Here is a 19,193-nt window from a genome sequence, read left to right on the forward strand (position 1 = left end):
ACCGCACTGCGTTCCGGTGTCGTCAGGTCCAGGTGCACCGGCTCCTCGGGGCGGAGGGCGGGTAGCGGGACACAGTGGGCAGGCGCCCGACAGGACGACACGTCACCGACCGGAGAGAGGTTCCTCCATGAAGTTCGCCTTCTCGACACTCGGCGTGCCGGGCATGCCCGTCGCCGACGTCGCCGCGCTCGCGGCGTCCACCGGTTACCAGGGCGTGGAACTGCGCACCCACCCCGAGGAGCCGGTGCACCTGGACCTGACGACACCGGAACGCAGTGCGGTGGCACAGGAGTTCGCGCGGGCCGGAGTCGAGATCCTGACCGTGGCCGGGTACGCGCGGATCGCCGCGCCCGGGGACGACGCACCGGTGCTGACCGAGCTGGACCGGCTGATGCGCCTCGCCGGTGACCTCGGGGCGCCCTTCGTCCGGGTCTTCCCGGGCGGCGGCGACACGGACCCGGCCGAGGCGGACGCCGTCGCGGCACGGAGGCTGGGCGCGGCGGCCGAGACCGCCGCGAGCGTGGGCGTACGGATCCTGCTGGAGACCCACGACTCGCACCGCACCGGCCGGGACGTGTCGCGGATCGTCGGCACGGTCGGCCACAAGCACGCGGGCGCGCTGTGGGACGTGATGCACACCTGGCTGGGCGACGAGCCGCCGAGCACCTCGCACGCCTCGCTGAGCCCGTACCTGGGCTACCTCCAGGTCAAGGACGTGGCCTCGCGGGACGACCTCACACCGCTGCCGCTGGGCGAAGGGGTGCTGCCGCTCGGCGAGTGCCTGGCCCTGGCCGACCCGGACGGGTGGGTGTGCTGGGAGTACGAGAAGCGCTGGTACGAGCGGGCCGCGGAGCTGCCCGGACTGCTGGCGGGGGGTCTCGCGCACCTGCGCTCGCTGGTCTGAGCGGCGGGCGCCCGGCCCCCGGACGGGCGCCGCTCACCGGGGGCCGCACGCGGGAGCGGTGCCGCCCACCGGGGGCTCGGTCCGCGTGCGAGGGCGGGCACCCCTTCCCACGGCCCCCGGCAAAGGCGGGGGCCCGGACGGCGGCCGGCCCGCACAGCCGGCCGGCCCCGACGGCAGGCGGGTCATGGCGGCTGACGAGGGGCGGCCCCCATGGTTCGGCCGGGGCCGAACGGAACGCGGGCCAGCATGAGGGGCGCCGGCGCCCGGAGGCCACCACCGCCGGGCGCGCCACCGCCTCTGCCGAAGGGCCCCACCGTGTACGAGTCCGAACTGGCCGCCCGTTTCCGCCGGATCAACGGCGACCACCCCATGACCCCCGCCGACGACGCCTACGTCAGCGCGCAGTTCACCGTGCTCGACGACCTGTGCGCCGCCCAGGGGCACGATCCCGGTGCGGTGCGCCTGACGATGCTGTCCGGACTGCTGCCGCTGCCCGGCTACCTGCGCTCGGACGGCGCCGAGATGGTGCCGCACGACCTCTTCGCCCCGGCGGAGGAGGCCGGCGGGCCGGAGCGGCTCCAGGAGTGGTTCGTCGCCCAGTGGGCCGACCGGGAGACCGGACGCCGGGAGTGGACCGCGTATCTGAGCGGGCAGTACGTGTGCCTGCACTCCGTGCGCCCCGCCACGATCCAGCGGAAGGAGCAGCTCACCGCCGCCATCACCGCGGCGCCCGCGCAGGCCGACGCCGGCTCGGACGACTGGTCGGCGCGGCTGCACGCCCTGGTCGACGAACTGGACGCCCTGGAGCCCGCGTTCACGGCGTACGACCGCCTCCGCTTCGGCGGCCCGACGTCGCGCGACCTGTGCGTCGACGCGGTGCGCGCCCGGTATCCGCGCAGGACGCCCCGGACGGAGCCCACCCCCGCGGGACGGTGAGCGCGGCGGGAGCCCGGCCGCCGGGCAGGACCCGGACGCACGCCCGGCGGACGTCTCAGCGGGTGCGCCCGTTCCCCGAGAGCGTCGTGAGCGCGACGCCGCCCACCAGCAGGGCGGCCGCGCACCAGCGCAGCGGGCTGATCGCCTCGTCCAGGAACAGGGCCGCCGAGCTCATGCCGAAGACCGGCACCAGCAGGGAGAAGGGGGCCACCGCCGACGCCGGGTGGTGGCGCATGAGGAAGCCCCACGCGCCGAAGCCGAAGATCGTGGCGATCCAGGCGACGAAGAGGATCACGCCCACGCCGGTCCAGTCGAGTGAGCGCAGTGCCGCGAGGTCGCGGTCCGGGCCCTCCAGGAGCAGGGAGAGCGCGACCAGCGGCAGCACCGGGACGACGCTGACCCAGACCATGAAGTTCAGCGCGTCCGGCGGGGAGGCCTTGCGGGTGAGGACGTTGGACACGCCCCAGCAGGCCGCCGCGGCGATGACCAGCACGAAGCCCAGGAGAGGGCCGGAGGTTCCCTCGTCGACCGCGGCGACGCCGATGCCCGCGAGCGCGACGGCCATGCCCGTCACCCGCACCGGGCCGGGGCGCTCGCCCAGCGCGACGAACGCGAACAGCGCCGTGAAGACGGCCTGGACCTGGAGGATCAGCGAGGAGAGTCCCGCCGGCGCGCCCTGCTCCATGCCGTTGAAGAGCAGCCCGAACTTGGCCACCCCGAGCGCCAGGCCGACCCCCACGATCCACTTCCAGGCGACCTTCGGACGGCCGACGAGGAGGACCGCGGGCAGGGCGGCCGCGAGGAAGCGCAGGGCGGAGAAGAGCAGTGGCGGGAAGTGGTCGAGGCCGACCGCGATGACGACGAAGTTGGCCCCCCAGACAGCGGCGACCAGCGTGGCGAGAGCGATGTGGGCGGGCGGCAAGGCGTGGACCCGGGAGATGACCGCGGCGGGCCCGGGAGGGCTCAGGGTGGCAGGGCGCATGACATCGAGGATGTAGCGTGCAACTGTGTAGCACCAGCGCGCGTTCCTTCATGGTTGGATGAAGGAAATCTGTTGTATGCCGTGAAGCGGCCCGCACCGACGAGAGGGGGCACCGTGCTCGATCTCGGCCGGCTGCGCGCCCTGCACGCCGTCTCCGTCCACGGCACCATCGGCGCCGCCGCGACCGCGCTCGGCTACACCCCGTCCGCCGTCTCCCAGCAGATCGCCAAGCTGGAGCGGGAGACCCGCACCACCCTGCTGGAGCGGCGGGGACGCGGCATCAGGCTCACCGACGAGGCTCAGCAACTCGCGCTCACCGCGCAGGAGTTGATGGCCATCGTGGAGGAGGCGGAGGTCCGCCTGGAGGAGCGTCGCGGAGAGCCTGCCGGGCGGCTCGCCGTCGCCTGTTTCGCCAGCGCGGCGCGGGGCCTGATGCCCCGGGTGCTGGCCGATCTCGCGGAACGGCACCCGGCGCTCGACGTACGGATGCAGGAGATCGACCCGCATCTGTCGATCGACCTGGTGGCCCGCGGCGCGGTGGATCTCGCCGTGGCCCACGACTGGGACATCGCGCCGCTGCCGACGCCGCCGGGGCTGGAGCAGGTGGTGATCGGGACGGACCTGTGCGATCTGCTGGTTCCTTCGCAACACCGGCTGTCCACCGCGGAGTCCGTACGCCGCGAGGAGCTCGGCGGCGAGCGGTGGATCTCGCAGCCGCCGGGCACGGTCTGCCACGACTGGCTCATGCGGACGCTGCGCGCGGCGGGCCACGAGCCGCTGATCGCCCACCTGGCGGAGGAGCACCAGACCCAGGTCGCCCTCGTCGCGGCCGGGCTCGGCATCGCCCTCGTCCCACGCCTGGGCAGGGGTGCGCTGCCGCCCGAGGTACGGGCGGTGCGCCTGGACCCGGTGCCGAGCAGACGGCTGCGCGCCCTCTGGCGCGCGGGCGCGGCCCGCCGGCCCGCGATCACGGAGACGGTCCGCGCCCTGCGCCGCCTGTGGCCCGAGGCCGCCGGCGAACGCTGAGCCCCGGCGGGGAGCCCCCGAACGGCCCGACGCCCTCACGCCCGGCTGTCGACGCGGGCGCACTGCACGCAGGCGCGGGCCCGGCACCGGCGTGCCGGACCGCCCGCCCCCGCCCGTCCGGACACCCGCCCGGGCCGCCCGCCGGACGGCGGAGATTCCGCGTGCCGGGTCGTCATTTCCTTGCCACACCCTTGACCTGGCAGTTACTTTCCGGATATCCGTGACTCCTTGGAAGTTTCCTTCAACTCCCTTGTGCCACACCCTTGTCGAGCAAGGCCCGGAAGGAGCACCAGTGCACGACCGGAATCTCTCCAGACGCACCCTTCTCACCGCGACCGCCGTCGCGGCGGGGGCGATCGCCTCGGCGTCCCCCGCGGTGGCGTCGTCCGCCGTGGCGGGCACCGCACGGCACGACCGCCTGAAACGGCTCATCGCGCGGATGAGCCTGGAGGAGAAGATCGGCCAGCTCTTCGTGATGCGGGTGTACGGCCACTCGGCCACCGCGCCCGACCAGGCCGACATCGACGCCAACCTCAAGGAGATCGGCGTCCGCACCGCCGCCGAGCTGATCGAGCGCTACCACGTCGGCGGCATCATCTACTTCGCCTGGGCGCACAACACCCGTGATCCGCACCAGATCGCCGAGCTGTCCAACGGCATCCAGCGGGCCGGACTCGCCCAGCCGACGCCCGTGCCGCTGCTGATCTCCACCGACCAGGAGCACGGCATCGTCGCCCGGGTCGGCAAGCCGGCCACCCTGGTGCCGGGGGCGATGGCCCTCGGCGCGGGCGGCTCCCGCGCCGACGCGCGCGCCGCCGCCCGGATCGCCGGCAGCGAGCTGGCCGCCATGGGCATCGTGCAGAACTACGCCCCGGTCGCGGACGTCAACGTGAACCCGGCCAACCCGGTCATCGGCGTGCGGTCCTTCGGCTCCGAGCCCGAGGCCGTCGCACGGATGGTCGACGCCCAGGTCAGGGGGTACCGGAGCGCGGGCATCGCGGCGACGTCCAAGCACTTCCCCGGCCACGGGGACACCACGGTGGACAGCCACACCGGCATCCCGGTGATCACCCACACCCGTGAGGAGTGGGAGCGCATCGACGCGCCGCCGTTCCGGGCCGCGATCGCGGCCGGGATCGACTCGATCATGACGGCGCACATCCAGTTCCCGGCGCTCGACCCGAGCAACGACCCGGCCACCCTCTCCCGCCCGATCCTCACCGGCATCCTGCGCGAGGAGCTGGGCTACGACGGCGTCGTCGTCACCGACGCGCTCAACATGGAGGGTGTGCGGGTCAAGTACGGCGACGACCGGGTCCCGGTGCTCGCCCTGCTGGCGGGCGTGGACCAGTTGCTCAACCCGCCGGACCTGGCGGTGGCGTGGAACGCCGTCCTGGAGGCGGTGCGCAGCGGCGAGCTGAGCGTCGAGCGCATCGAGGAATCGATCCTGCGCATCCTCCGGCTGAAGGAGAAGCTGGGCCTGCTGCGCGACCCGTTCGTCACCTCGCGGGGCGTCGACCGCACCGTGGGGACCAGGTCCCACCTGGCCGCCGCCGACCGGATCGCCGAGGGCACGACCACGGTCCTCACCAACCCCGACGGGCTGCTGCCGCTGAGCCGCCGCAGCCGGCCGAACCTGCTGGTGGTCGGCGCCGATCCGGCGTCCCCCAGCGGCACGACCGGCCCGCCGACGTCCGTCCTCGCCGGCGCGTTCACGGAACTCGGCTTCACGGCGGGCGCGCTGTCCACCGGGACCGCCCCGACCACCGCGAAGATCGACGAGGCCGTCGCCGCGGCCCGGGGCAGGGATGTGGTCGTCGTGGCCACGTACAACGTCTCGGCGACCAGTTCCCAGCGCACGCTGGTGGACCGGCTGGTGGCGACGGGCGTCCCGGTCGTTGCGCTCGCCATCCGCAACCCGTACGACATCGCCCGGCTGGGCGGTGTCGGGGCGGCCGTGGCGAGCTACTCGTGGACGGACGTCGAACTGCGCGCCGCCGCACGGGTGATCGCGGGCCGGGCCAGGCCCGAGGGGCGACTGCCGGTGCCGGTGCAGCGGGCGGACGACCCGACGCAGACGCTCTTCCCGGTCGGCCACGGCCTGTCGTACCGCTGAGGCACGCGCGAGGGGCCGGACCGCCACGTCGTGGCGGTCCGGCCCCTCGCCCGGACCGGGCCGCGGGCTTCGCAGCCCGCGGCCCGTCCGGTCACGGACGCAGCGTCCGCTCCATGTCCCGCTTGTCGAGCCTGGCGTCGGCCTCGGCCAGCGGCCGCGCCTTCGCCGGGTTCTCCTGCACGGCGGCCGGGGCGACGCCCGCCCAGCGCAGGATCGCCGCGGTCGCCTTCGCCCTCTCGTCGGGGACGAGACCGGCCACGTTGGCACCGTGGTTGGCGCCGGGGGCCGTGAAGACGTGGCTGTCACGGGTGCCCTTGCCGACCCGGAACGGCTCCGCGCCCCACGGGTCGTTCTCGCCGTAGACGAACATCATGCGCGTCGCGTTGTGCCGGACCCAGGTGTCGACGTCCTTCATCACCCACGGCTTGAAGCGCATCGGGATGTCCCGCGGCACGAAGTTCCGCGGGGGCTGGTAGCCGTACCGGCTCAGTCCCTTGAGGTGCGGCTGCGCGATGTCCGGGGAGCCCAGCTCGGTGCCGGCCTGGTAGTAGTACGGCGTGTAGGCCGACAGGCCCTGGTCGGCGTAGGCGGAGAAGCCGGCGACCGCGTCGATGTGGTCGAACAGCTCCTGGTCAGTCGCCGTGGCCGCGGCGGGAACGGCGTCGCAGTCGGCGAGCAGGCTGTACTGCCAGAACGCCCAGGAGTAGTCGAGGACGACGGCCTCGAAGGCACGGTCGAGGCTGCCGACCGTGGTGAAGGTGTAGCCGCCGTCGGCGGCGTACGTCTCGTAGATCTTCTCCATCGGCGCCCGGCGGAGCAGGGCCTCGCGCTGCACGGCGTTCAGCTTGTCGCGGCACTCCTGGGTGCCGACGTTCGCGAGGAAGCGGTCGTACGCCTTGTCCTCGTTGTTGACGACGTCGTTCGGCGCGACGTAGGCGACGACGCCGTCCATGTCGCGCGGGTAGTGGCGCTCGTAGTACGTGGCGGTCATGCCGCCCTTCGAGCCGCCGGTGGACAGCCACTTCCTGTCGTAGACGGGCTTCAGGGCCGTGAAGACGCGGTGCTGGTCGCTGGCGGCCTGCCAGACGTCCAGCTTCGACCAGTCGGCGGGCTCGGGCCGCGACGGGGTGAAGAACCGGTACTCCAGCGAGACCTGGTTGCCGTCGACGATGGCCGTCGGCTCACTGCGGCGCGGCGTGGTGGACACGTTGTAGCCGGAGGTGAAGAAGACGGTGGGGCGGGTCGTGTCCTTGTGCAGCAGGGTGATCCGCTGCGCGAAGGTGCCCTTGCGCGGGTGCCGGTGGTCGACCGGCTGGTCGTAGGTGAGGACGAAGAACCGGTAGCCCGGGTACGGCTTCTCCTCGATGAGCTTCATGCCCGGAATCGCGAGGATCCGGTCCTTGATGTCCGTGCCGGCGGCCGGCTCGGCGGCGGTGGCCGCCCCCGCCGTCATCCCGGCCGCGCTGACGGTGCCTATGAGCACCACGAGCGACAGCAGCCATCTGAGCGCCTTGCGCATTCACCCTCCCCTGGAGATCTCCCCTTGAGATCGGTCGCGGGTGAACCTAGCGGTGCGGGCGCCACGGGCGCCAGACCTCGTTGCTCCTTACGGCCGCACAACTGCCGTGACCCGTACGGCATTCGGCCGAAGCACGGGGCCGGACGGAGGATGCGCGGAACGTGCGGAGGGACGGCGGACGGGCGGGACAGGGGCGGACGCGTCGCGGGACAACGGCGGGCGCGCCGGGAAGCGGCGGACGCGCCGGGAAGCGGCGGACGCGCCGGGAAGCGGCGGACGCGCCGGGAGAGTGGCGAGCGCGGGGGACGGCGGAGGCGCGGAGAGCGGCGGACGCGCAGAGGGCGGCCGAACGGGTCAGCAGAGGATCCAGCCGGTCGACCGGGAGATGCCGGAGACCGTCCCCGTGGCGCGCACGCACCGGCCGCGCGGCGCGACGGTCACGGGGCCGGCCTGGCGGCTGAACCGGCCCTCGTCCACCTCGGCCCGGCCGCCGCGCGCCTGGAGGGACACCGACATGGTCCGGCGGATGCCCGGGTTCCGGGCGAGGGTGACGGCGCAGACCTGCCGGTCGCTGCGGTAGACGCGCAGTTCACCGCTGGAGAAGGAGATGGACTTCGCGAGCCGCCCCGCGCAGGGGGCCGCCGCGGCGGCGCTCTCCAGTCCGGGGCCGGCCAGCAGGAGCGCGGCCGTGGCCGTCAGCACCGCCACGGCACGCCTCAGCGACCGTGCCGGCCGTGCGCCGCCCCGGTGTCCCGCCCCGTCGTCCACAGCCGCTCCTCCGCGTCACACGATCTTCCCCCGCACATGCGTACGACGCAGCAGGCGCCCGGATGGTTGCGCGGCCCGGCCCGCCCGGGCCGCGTCCCCCCGCGGCGGACGCGCTCCGGGTGCGTGTGCCCCGGCGGGAGCCGCCGGGGCGGACGCCGCTACACCGTGGCCGGCTCGTCCTCCCCTATCCCGGCGAACGTCCGCCACAGCGCCGCGTAATGGCCGTCCCGGGCGAGCAGCTCGTCGTGGGTGCCGTCCTCGGCGACCCGGCCGTGGTCCATCACCACCACCCGGTCGGCGCGGGCCGCGGTGGTGAGCCGGTGGGCGACGACCAGGGTGGTGCGGCGGCCGGTCAGCCGGTCCGTGGCCTGGTTGACCTGTGCCTCCGTCGCGAGGTCGAGCGCGGCAGTCGCCTCGTCGAGGAGCAGCACGTCCGGGTCGACCAGCTCGGCGCGGGCGAGGGCGATGAGCTGCCGCTGCCCCGCGGAGAGGTTGCGCCCCCGCTCGGACACCTCGTGGAGGTAGCCGCCGTCCAGTGTCGCGATCATCTCGTGGGCGCCCACGGCCCGTGCCGCGGCCTCGACCTCGGCGTCGCTCGCACCGGGCCGGCCGTAGGCGATGGCGTCGCGGACCGTGCCGGCGAAGAGGTACGCCTCCTGCGGGACCACCCCGAGGCGGTGCCGGTAGCCGGTCAGGTCGAGCTCGCGCAGGTCGTACGGCTCGCCGGCCCCGTCGGCGTCCGCCGCCCCGCCGGAGGCGCCGTCGCCGGGCTCCGCCAGGGTGACGGTGACACGCCCCGCGGTCGGGTCGTAGAACCGCGCCACCAGCTTGACCAGGGTCGACTTGCCCGCGCCGGTCTCGCCGACGAAGGCGACCGTCTGCCCGGCCGGGATGCGCAGGTCGACCCCGGTCAGGGCCTCCTCGTCGCCGTCGGCGCCGTAGGCGAACGACACGTTCTCGAAGGCGATGTCCCCGCGCAGCGCGCGGACCTCGCGCGGTCGCTCGGCGGCGGCCGTGGACGTCGGCTCGCGCAGCAGCTCCTGCACCCGGCCGAGGGAGACGGCGGCCTGCTGGTATCCGTCGAAGACCTGGGAGAGCTGCTGCACGGGCGCGAAGAACAGGTCGATGTAGAGGAGGTAGGCGACCAGCGCGCCCGTGGTGAGGGTGGCGGCCTCGATCCGGGCCCCGCCGACGATGAGCACCGCGGCCGCCGCCACCGACGACAGCAGCTGGACGAACGGGAAGTAGACGGAGATCAGCCACTGGCCGCGGACACGCGCCGCGCGGTAGCTCTCGCTGCGGGCCGTGTAGTTCGCCACGCCCGCCGCCTCGCGGCCGAACGCCTGCACGATCCGCAGCCCGGACACCGACTCCTGGAGGTCGGCGTTGACCACGCCGACGCGCTCACGGGCGAGCTCGTACGCCTTCACGCTCTTCCTGCGGAAGAAGTACGTGCCGACGATCAGGGGCGGCAGCGTCGCGAAGACCACCAGCGCCAGCTGCACGTCGATCACCAGCAGGGCGACCATGATGCCGAAGAAGGTGACGACCGAGACGAACGCGGTCACCAGGCCGGTCTGCAGGAAGGTGGACAGCGCGTCGACGTCCGTGGTCATCCTGGTCATGATCCGGCCGGTCAGCTCGCGCTCGTAGTAGTCGAGGCCGAGGCGCTGGAGCTGCGCGAAGATCTTCAGACGCAGCGAGTACAGGACCCGCTCGCCGGTGCGCCCGGTCATCCGGGTCTCGCCGATCTGCGCGGCCCACTGGACGAGGACCGCGGCGAGGGCCATCAGGGACGCCGCCCACACGGCACCGAGCGCGAGCTGCTCCACGCCCTCGTCGATGCCGTGCCGGATCAGCACCGGCAGCAGCAGGCCCATGCCCGCGTCGACCGCGACAAGCAGCAGGCTGACCAGCAGGGGGAGCCCGAAACCGCGCAGCACGGCGCGCAGCCGGCCGCCCTCGCCCGCGCGGGTGTCGGCCGGTTCGGGGCGCACGGCCGCCGCCTCGTCGACGTCGGGGGTGTCGGTGGCCGGGGGCAGCGCCTCGACCTGGGCGAGCAGTTCGGGGGTGGCGCCGGACACCTCGCGGGTCTCGTCGGCGTGCTCGTCGCGGGCCCACAGGTGGGGGGTGATGCCGCGTTCGGCGTCGAACTCCGCGTCGAGTTCGGCCCGCACGGTGCGGTCCTCGTCCGGCTCGGGGGCCGCCTCGGCGGGGACGTGGCCCGGGGAGACGCCGCCGAGCTCGTCGGGGTCGGTGAGCAGCCTGCGGTAGAGGGCGGAGCGGCGCTCCAGCTCCTCGTGGGTGCCGATGTCGGCGAGGCGGCCGTCGTCGAGGACGGCGATCCGGTCGGCGAGGCCGAGGGTGGAGCGCCGGTGGGCGATCAGGAGGGTGGTGCGCCCCTCCATGACCTGGCGCAGGGCTTCGTGGATCTCGTGCTCCACGCGGGCGTCGACGGCGGAGGTGGCGTCGTCCAGCAGGAGCAGCCTCGGGTCGGTGAGGATCGCACGGGCGAGGGCGAGGCGCTGGCGCTGCCCGCCGGAGAGGGTGAGGCCGTGCTCGCCGACCTTGGTGTCGTATCCGTCGGGCAGCTCGTCGATGAACCGGTCCGCCTGCGCGGCGTGCGCGGCCCGTTCGATCTCCTCCTGGGTGGCGTCGGGCCTGCCGTAGGCGAGGTTGGCGCGGACGGTGTCGGAGAAGAGGAAGCTGTCCTCGGGCACCAGGCCGATGGCGGAGCGCAGCGAGTCGTAGGTCAGCTCGCGCACGTCGTGGCCGCCGACGAGGACGGCGCCGCGCTCGACGTCGTAGAAACGCGGCAGCAGCAGCGACACGGTCGACTTGCCGCTGCCGGAGGCGCCGACGACGGCGACGGTCTCGCCGGCGGCGATCTCCAGCGAGAAGCCGTCCAGGACGGGCCTGCCGTCCGCGTAGCCGAAGACGACGTCGTCGAACTCGACGCCGACCGGGACGTGGGCGGGCAGTTCCCTGGTGCCCTCCCGCATGGTCGGCCGGGTGTCGATGAGCTCCAGCACCCGCTCGACGCCGGCGCGCGCCTGCTGCCCCACGGTGAGCACCATGGCGAGCATCCGCACGGGTCCGACGAGCTGGGCGAGGTACGTGGAGAAGGCGACGAAGGTGCCGAGCGTGATGTCGCCCTTGGTGGCCAGCCAGCCGCCGAGCGCGAGCATCGCGACCTGTCCCAGTGCGGGGACGGCCTGGAGGGCGGGCGTGTACTTCGCGTTCAGCCGGATCGTGCGCAGCCGCCCGGCGAACAGCCGCCGGCCGACCTCGCGCAGCTTCCCGGTCTCCTGGTCCTCCTGGCCGAAGCCCTTGACCACGCGCACGCCGCTGACCGCGCCGTCCACGACCCCGGCGACGGCCGCGGCCTGGCTCTGGGCGTACCAGGTGGCCGGGTGGAGCTTGACGCGGCTGCGCTTGGCGATGACCCACAGGGCGGGCGCGACGGCGAGCGCGATCAGCGTCAGCGGGAGGGACAGCCAGGCCATGATCGCGAGGGAGATCGCGAAGAGCAGGAAGTTGCCGATGGTCATCGGCAGCATGAAGAGCAGGCTCTGGATGAGCTGGAGGTCACTGGTGGCGCGGCCGACGACCTGACCGGTGGAGAGTTCGTCCTGGCGGCGCCCGTCGAGCCGGGTGATCGTGGCGTACATGCCGGTGCGCAGGTCGTGCTGCACGTCGAGCGCGAGCCGTCCGCCGTAGTAGCGGCGGATGAAGGCGAGGACGTAGACGACGACGGCCGCCGCGATCAGCAGCCCGGTCCAGACCGCGAGCGAGCGGGTCTCGTCGCCGATCACGTCGTCGATGACGATCTTGGTGATCAGGGGGACGAGTGCCATGACGGCCATGCCGCCGAGCGACGACCCGAGCGCCAGCACCACATTGCGCCGGTAGCGCCAGGCGTACCCCCAGAGTCTCCGTGCCCACCCTTGTTCCGCCGCCGCCACGTGGGCCTCCCCGTCGCTTTCCCCGTCGTCTCCCGGCCGCACCGCGCCCGGGACCTGCGGCCCTGCCGCGGACCGGCCGCAGCGACCAGGACCTGATCTTCCGGAAGGCTCCAACACGGCCGGAAGCGGATTTCATCCCTCCGCAACAAATCCCCGCCGTTGGTCCTAGGACCGGGCGTCTTCCGGGGGGGTCGCGGGCGGGCGCTTGACCTCGAGCAGGCTTGAGGTACCAAGCTGCTCGGCATGGACATCACAGAGATGCGGCACGAGCTGCGTGCCCTCACCGACCGTGCCGAGATCGCCGACCTCGTGGGCCGCTACGCGCGGTCGCTGGACGAGCGGGTGCTCGACGAGGAGTGGGCCGCGGCGTTCCACACGGAGGACGTCGCGGTCGAGTGGCCCGTCGGCACGCTGCACGGCCGCGACGCCGTGCTGGAGCTCGTACGGAAGGCGATGGCCTTCTTCGGGCCCACGGTGCACCTGGCCGCGGGCACCGTCGTCGAGGTGGACGGCGACCGGGCGAGCACCCGGGGCGCGCTGCTGAGCACCCACGTCCTGGCGGACGGCACGGATGCGCTCTTCGTCTCGGCAGGGCATCTGGACAACGAGCTGGTCAGGACCGCGGACGGGTGGCGCATCACCCGCCAGTCGCTGCGCATCGCCTGGACGCAGGGAACACCGCCGCACCCGGCCGGGACGGGCTGAGCCGGCCCCCGTCGGGCGGTCGCGCACCGGCCGGGGCCGGGTGCGCGCCCATCCGGCCGCAGCCCGCCCCGCCTCTCACGCGTCCCGGCGGGACAGCCGGTGGAAGCCCGCCCACACCGCCGCGCCCGCCCACAGCGCCAGGACGCCGATGCCGGTCCACGGCCCCAGCGGGCCTTCCGGGTTCCGGAGGAGGATCTGCTGGCCGGCCCGGTCGGGCAGGAAGTCGATCCAGCCCCTGCTCTCCGAGACGTCCCCGAGGACGAAGGGCAGCATCAGCAGGAAGGGGATGAGGATGCCCATGACGGCCGGGGCGCTGCGCAGCAGCGCCGAGAGCCCGGCGGCGAACAGCGTGATCAGCGCCAGATGGAGCCCGCAGCCCACGACGGCCCGCAGCGCGCCGGGCTCGCCGATACCGACGCCGCGGTCGCCGAGGGCGGCCTGCCCGGCGAAGAAGCAGACCGCGGCGGTGAGCAGCCCGACGGCGAGCGCCAGCAGACCCACGACCGTGAGCTTGCCCGCGTAGAAGAGCCCCCGGCGAGGGACGGCCGTGAGCGACAGGCGGACCGCGCCGGCCCGGTACTCGCCCGCGACGACGGTCGCGCCGAAGCAGATCGCGGCGATCTGCCCGAAGTTGAGCCCGAAGAACGAGGCGCGCACCGGGTCGGTGCCGGATTCGGCCATGTCCTCGGGCCCGAGCGTGGCGCACATCAGGACCGAGAACGCGACCGTCGACGCGAACACGGCGGCGAGGGCGACGCACTGGCCCCGCACGGAACGGATCTTGATCCACTCGGAGTGGAGCACGGGCACGACGGGTGCGAGGGACATCGCTCATACCTCCTGGACGGCCGCGGCGGGCCGGACGGTCGTGTACTCGGTCTCCTCGGCGGTGAGGGCGAGGTACGCCTCCTCCAGCGAGGGCTCCTCGGCGGCCAGTTCGAGGATCGGAATGCCTTCGCGCGCGGCCAGCGGACCGATGTCCTCCACCCGTGCGCCGTCGACGGTCCAGCGTCCGTCGTCCCCTTCCACGGGGGCGAGTCCGGCGCCGGCGAGCACCGCCCGCAGCCGTTCGCCGTCCGTCGTGCGCAGGCGCACCCGCGGTGTCGTCCAGGCGTCGACGAACTCCCGCATCCCCGTGTCGGCGAGCAGCCGCCCCCGGCCGAGCACGACGAGGTGGTCGGCGAAGGACGCCGTCTCGCCCATCAGATGGCTGGACACCAGGACGGCCCTGCCCTGCCGGGCCAGGTCCCGCATCAGCTCGCGGATCCAGATGATGCCCTGGGGGTCGAGGCCGTTGGACGGTTCGTCCAGCAGCAGCACCCGCGGGTCGCCGAGCAGGGCCGCGGCGATCCCGAGCCGCTGGCGCATGCCGAGCGAGAACGTGCGGATCCGCCGGCCCGCCACCGACGCGATCCCGGTGAGCTCCAGCACCTCGTCCACCCGGGCCCGCGGGATCCGGCCCGCCGCGGCGAGCGCCCGCAGATGGTCGCGGGCGGTCCGCGCCCCGTGCGCGGCCCCGGCGTCGAGCAGCGCGCCGACGTGCCGCACGGGCTCGTCGAGGGTGGTGTAGGGGCGCCCGTCGACGGTGGCCGTCCCCGACGTGGGCCGGTCCAGGCCGAGCACCAGGCGCATGGTGGTCGACTTCCCGGCGCCGTTGGGCCCGAGGAAGCCGGTGACCCGTCCGGGCCGCACGGTGAACGTCACCCGGTCCAGCGCCCGCCGGCCGCCGTACTCCTTGGTGAGGTCTCTGATCTCGATGCTGGTCATGGCAGCCAGCCTGGCCGGGCAGGGGGCGGCCGGTCCTCCCCCGCCGGTGGAGAGCGTCTCCCCCGTGCGGGGGAGCCGCCGGACCCGGGGCCGCTGGCACGATGACCGGATGCTCCGCCTCCTGCGCCCGCTGGCCCGCCGGGTCACGTACACCCGCTGGCTCCACCTGATGATCAGCACCGTGGTCTTCGGCGTCTGGCTCTTCATCTCCGAGAAGGACCTGTACATACCGGTGATCGCCCTCGGGCTGCTCGGCCTCCTCCCGGCGATGCGCATGGTCGAGGGCCTCCAGGCGCGGCTGCTGCTGTCGCCGTACGGGTACCGGGACGACGCCTCGGGCATCGCCGTCACGTCGTCGGCCACCTGGGCGGACCGGTGGCGGACCGTGCTGTGGCTCCAACTGCGGCTCGCCCTCGGCCTGCTGACCGGCCGGGTCACGGTCGCCCTGCTCGGAGTCTCGACCGATCTCGCCCTGACGGCCGGCGGGGGCATCCCCGACCCGGGGTCCCTCCTGCCCCTGCCGGGCGGCGCGGGCCACTGGTGGTACGCGCTGCTCGTCCCCGTGCCGATCGCGCTGCTCCTCGCCGCGGTCGTCGGGCTGGGCGAGCTGATGACCCTCCTCGCGCGCCGCCTCCTCGGCCAGTCCGCGGCCGAACGTCTCGCCGCCCTGGAGGAGCGCACCGAGCAGCTGCTGGAACGCAACCGCATCGCCCGGGAGCTCCACGACTCGATCGGCCACGCCCTGACCGTGGCCGTCGTGCAGGCGGGCGCCGCGCGGGCGGCGGGCAGCCCCGAGTTCACCGAGCGCGCCCTCGCGGCCATCGAGGAGACCGGCCGGGCCGCGCTGGAGGACCTGGAACGCGTGCTGCTGGTACTGCGCGAGTCCGGGCAGCGCCCCGCCGGCGGGCGGCCGACGCTCGCCGACGCGGACCGTCTGCTGGAGTCCGCCCGCGCCTCGGGCGCCGCGCTGGACGCCGAGGTGACGGGACCGCTGGCGCAGGTGCCGGGGCCCGTCTCCCGGGAGGGCTACCGCATCGTGCAGGAGGCCCTGACCAATGTGCTGCGCCACGCGGGCCCGGTGCCGACCCGGGTCAGGATCGCCGTCGCGTCCGACCGCCTGGAGCTGGACGTGCGCAACCCGATCGCCGAGGGCGCCCCGGCCGCGCGCGCCGGCAACGGCAGCGGGCTGCGCGGGATACGCGAACGGGCCGCGCTGCTGGGCGGGGAGGCCGCCGCGGGCCCCCACGGCGGCGAGTGGCGGGTGACGGTGGGGCTGCCGCTCGACGGGCCGCGCTGAGAGGGCCGGGCGCGCGGACGTTGGGGGCTTCGGAGGAGGGCGGGCGTTGCGGGCGCGCGGGCGTTGCGGGCTTCGGAGGAGGGGGACGCTCGCCCAGGACCTGGCGAAGGCGCTGGCCGCGCCGGGGCCGTCCGTCGTCGTCCTGCCGGCCCACCTGAGGATGTTCGCGCCCACGCATCTGTGAGGGCACGGCGGAGGCGGGGCTCGCGCCGGGCCGGCGCCACGCCGGCGGAGGCGTTCCCGGTGTTCCGCGCGCCCGGAGCGGTGCACGCACTGCAGCCGTACACGGTCGGCTCGTACCCGTGCCGGACCTGCCCCGTGCGTCGCGCCGGACACGACGCACAGGACACGACGCAAGAGAACACGGCGCGCGGAACACCGGGAACGCCTCCGCCGGCGTGGCGCCGGCCCGGCGCGAGCCCCGCCTCCGCCGTGCCCTCACAGATGCGTGGGCGCGAACATCCTCAGGTGGGCCGGCAGGACGACGACGGACGGCCCCGGCGCGGCCAGCGCCTTCGCCAGGTCCTGGGCGAGCGTCCCGGGCGCCGTGCGCACCGCGGGCACGCCGAACGACTCGGCGAGCGCCACGAAGTCCGGGCGCGCGAGCTCGGTCCCCGTCGCCTCGCCGAAGGCGTCCGTCATGTACTCGCGGAGGATGCCGTAGCCGCCGTCGTCCACGATCAGCCAGGTGACCGGCAGGTCGTACTGGCGGGCCGTGGCGAGTTCGGCGATCGAGTACATCGCGCCGCCGTCGCCGGAGACCGCGAGCACGGGCCGTGTGGGGTCGGCCGTGGCCGCGCCGATGGCCGCCGGGAAGGCGTAGCCGAGGCCGCCGGCGCCCTGGGCGGAGTGCATGGTGTTCGGCCGGCGGGCGTCGAAGGCGGACCACGCCCAGTAGGCGAGGATCGTCATGTCCCAGAAGCTGGGTGCCTCGTCCGGCAGCGCCTGGCGCACGGAGGCCAGCAGGTCCTGCTCCAGGGTCAGTCCCTGGGCGTCGATGCGTGCGCGGACGGCGGCGAGGACGGCGCTCACGGATGCGGCGGCCGTCGGGTCGCGGCGTTCCTCCACGGTCTCCAGCAGGGCCTGGAGGGCGAGGCGGGCGTCCGCGTGGATACCGATGCCGGCGTGGTTGGACTCCAGCTTCCCCGCGTCCGCCTCGATCTGGATCATCCGCCCGCGCGGGGCGAACGTGTGGTAGTTCGAGGACAGTTCGCCGAGCCCGGAACCGACGACGAGCAGGACGTCGGCCGCCTCCAGGTAGTCGGTGGTGTGCCGGTCCTCCAGCCAGGACTGGAGGGACAGCGGGTGCTGCCAGGGGAAGGCGCCCTTGCCGCCGAAGGTGGTCACCACGGGGGTGTCCAGCTTCTCGGCGAGGGCGCGCAGCTTGCCGGAGGCGTCGGAGCGCACCACTCCGCCGCCCGCGACGATCACCGGCCGCTCGGCGCGGGAGAGCAGATCGGCGGCGACGGCGGTGAGTTCGGGCCGCGGCGCGATCTCCTCGGGGCCGGCGTCCATGGCCGTGACGACGGGCAGGATCGTCTCCGCGAGGAGCACGTCCTGCGGGATCTCGACCCACACCGGTCCGTGCGGCGCGGTGAGCGCCGACTCCCAGGCCGCGGCGATCGCCGACGGGATCTGAGAGGCCGTGCGCACGATGTGCACGGACTTGACGACGTCGCGGAACGACGCCTGCTGGTCGCGCAGTTCGTGGAGGTAGCCGTGGCGTCCGCCGCCGAGTCCGGCGGCCGGGACCTGGCTGCCGACGGCGAGCACCGGCGCGGAGGCGGCGGCCGCCTCCTGGAGGGCGGCGAGGGACATCAGCGCGCCGGGCCCGGTGGACAGCAGCAGGGGCGCCGCCTCACCGGTGATGCGGCCGTAGGCGTCGGCGGCGAACCCGGCGTTGTTCTCGACGCGCAGGCCGACGTACGTCAGGTCGGAGCGGCGCAGGGCGTCGAACATGCCCAGGGCGTGCTGTCCGGGCAGGCCGAAGACGGTGGTCGCGCCGAGACCGGCGAGCGTCTCGACGACGAGGTCGCCCCCGTTGCGCCCGGCGGGCGGGTTGAGGGCGGCCTCGGTCTGGGCCGCGGTGGGGCGCAGCACCAGGTCGTGGTCGTGGGTCACTTGCCGTTCCTTGCCTCGGCGATCTGGCGGGTCATGATCGTCGTCAGTTCGTACGCCGTGTGCGATGCCGCGACGGCGGTGATCTCCGCGTGATCGTACGCCGGGGCGACCTCGACGACGTCCGCCGAGACGAGGTTGCAGGAGGCGAGTCCGCGCAGGATCTCCAGGAGTTCGCGCGAGGTCATGCCGCCCGCCTCGGGGGTGCCGGTGCCGGGGGCGTGGGCCGGGTCGAGGCAGTCGATGTCGATGGAGATGTAGAGCGGCCGGTCGCCGATGCGCTGCCGCAGCTGGTCGGCGACCTCGTCGGCGCCCCGGCGGTAGATGTCGGCCGAGGTGACGATGCCGAAGCCCATCTTCTCGTCGTCGGTGAGGTCCTTCTTGCCGTACAGCGGGCCGCGGGTGCCGACGTGGGAGAGGGCGGAGGTGTCGAGGATGCCCTCCTCGACGGCCCGGCGGAACGGCGTGCCGTGGGTGTACTCGGCGCCGAAGTAGGTGTCCCAGGTGTCGAGGTGGGCGTCGAAGTGGAGCAGGGCGACGGGGCCGTGCTTCTTCGCGACCGAGCGCAGCAGCGGCAGCGCGATGGTGTGGTCACCGCCCAGGGTCATCATCCGCGCGCCGGTGCCCAGCAGGTCGTCGGCGGCGGCCTCGATGGTCTCGACGGCCTCGTTGATGTTGAACGGGTTGGCCGCGATGTCGCCCGCGTCGGCGACCTGGGCGAGCGCGAAGGGCGAGGCGTCCTGCGCCGGGTTGTAGGGGCGCAGGAGCCTCGACGCCTCGCGGATGGCGTTGCCGCCGAAGCGCGCGCCGGGGCGGTAGGAGACTCCGGAGTCGAAGGGGACGCCGACCACGGCGACGTCGGTGGTGCCGACCTCGTCGAGCCGGGGCAGCCGGGCGAACGTGGCGGGCCCGGCGTACCGCGGGATGCGGGAGGAGTCGATCGGGCCGCGCGGCTGCTCGGTGCTGCTCATGTCTGTTCCTTCTTTCCTGCGCTTCGTCGCGCCTGCCGCCGCGGGTCACGCTTGTGGCGTGATGTCACGGCTTCGGTTGGTTCGGGGCTTGTCGTCGACTGTAAGGGGAGGGCCGGCCG

General features: G+C 74.1%; 14 protein-coding genes. 6 read left to right on the forward strand and 8 right to left on the reverse strand.

Going from position 1 to position 19,193, the window contains the following annotated elements; all coding sequences use genetic code 11:
- Positions 1 to 127: 127 nt before the first annotated feature.
- Both EAO77_RS02905 and EAO77_RS02910 read left to right on the forward strand, forming a co-directional pair.
- Positions 128 to 904, forward strand: a complete 777-nt coding sequence (locus tag EAO77_RS02905; protein ID WP_147986566.1) for a sugar phosphate isomerase/epimerase family protein — start codon at positions 128 to 130, stop codon at positions 902 to 904.
- Between the two features lie 369 nt (positions 905 to 1,273).
- Positions 1,274 to 1,840 (forward strand): DUF6058 family natural product biosynthesis protein, encoded by a 567-nt coding sequence (locus EAO77_RS02910; RefSeq protein ID WP_261993950.1) that lies wholly within the window; start codon positions 1,274 to 1,276, stop codon positions 1,838 to 1,840.
- A 55-nt stretch (positions 1,841 to 1,895) separates the two neighbouring features.
- On the opposite strand, the gene EAO77_RS02915 is transcribed toward EAO77_RS02910, so the two are convergent.
- Positions 1,896 to 2,762 (reverse strand): EamA family transporter, encoded by an 867-nt coding sequence (locus EAO77_RS02915; protein ID WP_147988906.1) that lies wholly within the window; start codon positions 2,760 to 2,762, stop codon positions 1,896 to 1,898.
- A gap of 174 nt (positions 2,763 to 2,936) precedes the next feature.
- Between EAO77_RS02915 and EAO77_RS02920 the strand changes: the two genes are divergently transcribed.
- Positions 2,937 to 3,848 (forward strand): LysR family transcriptional regulator, encoded by a 912-nt coding sequence (locus EAO77_RS02920; RefSeq protein WP_147986567.1) that lies wholly within the window; start codon positions 2,937 to 2,939, stop codon positions 3,846 to 3,848.
- A 292-nt stretch (positions 3,849 to 4,140) separates the two neighbouring features.
- On the forward strand, positions 4,141 to 5,964 hold the full coding sequence (locus tag EAO77_RS02925) for a glycoside hydrolase family 3 protein (RefSeq protein WP_147986568.1): 1,824 nt from the start codon (positions 4,141 to 4,143) through the stop codon (positions 5,962 to 5,964).
- Between the two features lie 91 nt (positions 5,965 to 6,055).
- Here the strand turns inward: EAO77_RS02925 and EAO77_RS02930 are convergent, their stop codons facing one another.
- From EAO77_RS02930 to EAO77_RS02940, 3 genes are all read right to left on the reverse strand, one after another.
- Positions 6,056 to 7,483, reverse strand: coding sequence for a S28 family serine protease (locus EAO77_RS02930; protein WP_147986569.1), 1,428 nt, complete (start codon positions 7,481 to 7,483; stop codon positions 6,056 to 6,058).
- Between the two features lie 354 nt (positions 7,484 to 7,837).
- The gene (locus tag EAO77_RS02935; RefSeq protein WP_147986570.1) at positions 7,838 to 8,251 is read right to left on the reverse strand and encodes a hypothetical protein; all 414 of its coding nucleotides are present in this window, start codon (positions 8,249 to 8,251) and stop codon (positions 7,838 to 7,840) included.
- Between the two features lie 158 nt (positions 8,252 to 8,409).
- Positions 8,410 to 12,216, reverse strand: coding sequence for an ABC transporter ATP-binding protein (locus tag EAO77_RS02940; RefSeq protein WP_147986571.1), 3,807 nt, complete (start codon positions 12,214 to 12,216; stop codon positions 8,410 to 8,412).
- Between the two features lie 243 nt (positions 12,217 to 12,459).
- On the opposite strand from EAO77_RS02940, the gene EAO77_RS02945 reads away from it, so the two are divergent.
- Positions 12,460 to 12,921, forward strand: a complete 462-nt coding sequence (locus EAO77_RS02945) for a nuclear transport factor 2 family protein (protein ID WP_147986572.1) — start codon at positions 12,460 to 12,462, stop codon at positions 12,919 to 12,921.
- A 75-nt stretch (positions 12,922 to 12,996) separates the two neighbouring features.
- On the opposite strand, the gene EAO77_RS02950 is transcribed toward EAO77_RS02945, so the two are convergent.
- Together EAO77_RS02950 and EAO77_RS02955 are read right to left on the reverse strand one after the other, a co-directional pair.
- Positions 12,997 to 13,749, reverse strand: coding sequence for an ABC transporter permease subunit (locus EAO77_RS02950; protein WP_147986573.1), 753 nt, complete (start codon positions 13,747 to 13,749; stop codon positions 12,997 to 12,999).
- Positions 13,750 to 13,752: 3 nt separating this feature from the next.
- Positions 13,753 to 14,688 (reverse strand): ABC transporter ATP-binding protein, encoded by a 936-nt coding sequence (locus EAO77_RS02955; RefSeq protein WP_147986574.1) that lies wholly within the window; start codon positions 14,686 to 14,688, stop codon positions 13,753 to 13,755.
- 109 nt (positions 14,689 to 14,797) lie between these two features.
- Here EAO77_RS02955 and EAO77_RS02960 point away from each other — a divergent pair, with 109 nt between their 5' ends.
- On the forward strand, positions 14,798 to 15,985 hold the full coding sequence (locus EAO77_RS02960) for a sensor histidine kinase (protein WP_147986575.1): 1,188 nt from the start codon (positions 14,798 to 14,800) through the stop codon (positions 15,983 to 15,985).
- A 438-nt stretch (positions 15,986 to 16,423) separates the two neighbouring features.
- On the opposite strand, the gene EAO77_RS02965 is transcribed toward EAO77_RS02960, so the two are convergent.
- On the reverse strand, positions 16,424 to 18,106 hold the full coding sequence (locus EAO77_RS02965) for a thiamine pyrophosphate-binding protein (RefSeq protein WP_147986576.1): 1,683 nt from the start codon (positions 18,104 to 18,106) through the stop codon (positions 16,424 to 16,426).
- Positions 18,103 to 19,074 (reverse strand): agmatinase, encoded by a 972-nt coding sequence (gene speB, locus EAO77_RS02970; RefSeq protein ID WP_147986577.1) that lies wholly within the window; start codon positions 19,072 to 19,074, stop codon positions 18,103 to 18,105. The genes EAO77_RS02965 and speB overlap by 4 nt, the downstream gene beginning before the upstream one ends.
- Between the last annotated feature and the right edge of the window lie 119 nt (positions 19,075 to 19,193).

The organism is Streptomyces sp. T39, assembly GCF_008042045.1.
Classification (GTDB): domain Bacteria; phylum Actinomycetota; class Actinomycetes; order Streptomycetales; family Streptomycetaceae; genus Streptomyces.